Annotated in this window: 1 protein-coding gene; it reads right to left on the minus strand. The window is 70.0% G+C overall.

The features are described 5' to 3' along the window. On the minus strand, positions 1 to 1,449 hold a 1,449-nt coding region (locus tag SSOG_RS24365; protein WP_063631592.1), incomplete at its 3' end, for an APC family permease. Between the last annotated feature and the right edge of the window lie 238 nt (positions 1,450 to 1,687).

Raw genomic sequence — 1,687 nt, forward strand, 5'->3', positions numbered from 1 at the left:
CGCGCCGCCCCGCGCGTCCGCCGCGTCGGGGTCGCCCCCGTTCGCGTACTCCTCGCTGATCTCCTTCGGCCCGAACGGCCACACCTTCTCCGTCCGCGCCCACAGCACGAACGCCACGCACCCCGCCGCGACCCAGGCCAGCGACCATTCGATGGGGTGCCGCCCGGGGGAGTTCTTGTCCGCGTAGCCATAGATGACCAGCCAGCCCACCAGCGCCACCACGCTCGGCACCGGGTAGAGCCACATCCGGTACGGCCGCTTCAGCGTCGGCTGGCGGCGGCGCAGCACGGTGACGGCGAGGACCTGGGCCAGCGCCTGCACGATCACCATGACCGTCGTCAGCAGCTGGATGAGCGTGGCGAGATCGGTGTGGCGGCCGATGAGGAATCCGACCGCGGTCACCACGCCCATCGTCGCCAGTCCCAGCACCGGGAAGCGGTGCCGCGGGTGGAGCGTGCCGTACGGGCGGAAGAAGACGCGCTCGCGGGCCGCGTCGTACGGCACCCGCGATCCGCCCAGCAGTCCGGCGAAGACGGAGGCGAAGGCGGTGATCAGGATGAGGACGGTGACGACGTTCGCCGCGCCCTTCCCCCAGGTCTCCTCCAGCACCGCGGAGGCGACGGACTGGGACGCCACCGAGTTCGGGTCGAGCATCCGGTGCCAGTCGACGACGCCGAGCGTGCCGATCTGGAGCAGCAGGTAGATGCCCATGATGCCGAGGATGGAGGCGACGATCGCGCGCGGCAGGGTGCGGCCGGGGTCCTTGATCTCGGCGCCCATGTACGCGGCCGTGTTGTAGCCGAGGTAGTCGTAGATGCCGATGGTCAGCCCGGCCGCGAAGCCGGTCCAGAAGGCGCCGCTGCCCAGGTCGAAGGCGTGCGCGGGGTACGTGAACGCCTGCCCCGGGTCGAAGTGGCTGAACGCGGCGGCGATGACCAGCACCACCGAGGCGATCATCACGCACCACATCACGGCCGTGATCCGCGCGATGTGCTCGACCCCGCGCCACAGCAGCGCGATGACGAGCGCGATGACGCCGAGCCCGACCAGATCCCCCTGCGTCTGGCTCATGCCGTGCCACAGATAGCCCAGGTACTGAACGAGACCGACCACGCCCGTGGACATGATCAGCGGGATGAACAGCATCGCCGTCCAGACGAAGAGGAACGGCATGAGCTTGCCGCTGCGGTACTGGAACGCCTGGCGCAGATAGACGTAACTGCCCCCGGCCCCGGGCAGCGAGGCGCCCAGCTCCGCCCAGATCAGCCCGTCGGCGAGCGCGAGCACCGCGCCCGCGACGAAGCCGCTGATGGCCTGTGGACCGCCGAAGGCGGCGACCATGAGCGGGATGGTGACGAACGGCCCGATGCCGCACATCTGGCTCATGTTGATGGCGGTGGCCTGGAAGAGGCCGATGCGGCGGACGAAGCCGCCCTCGGTGCCGGACATGTCCACCTCCGTAGGATGGATTAAGTTAAGGAGCCTTACTTGATGCCGTCAAGGGTTCGGGGAGTACGGGATGGGGGTCCGCGATGACCGATGTGGCCGGTGACGACGCCCGTACGGCTGACGACGCCCGCCCCTGGAACCGGCAGCGGCTGCGCAGCAACAACGAACGCCTCCTCCTCGCCCGGCTCCGCGCCGAAGGCCCCGCCTCCCGCGCCCAGCTCGCCCGCGACACCGGCCT

This window comes from Streptomyces himastatinicus ATCC 53653 (assembly GCF_000158915.1).
Lineage (GTDB): Bacteria > Actinomycetota > Actinomycetes > Streptomycetales > Streptomycetaceae > Streptomyces > Streptomyces himastatinicus.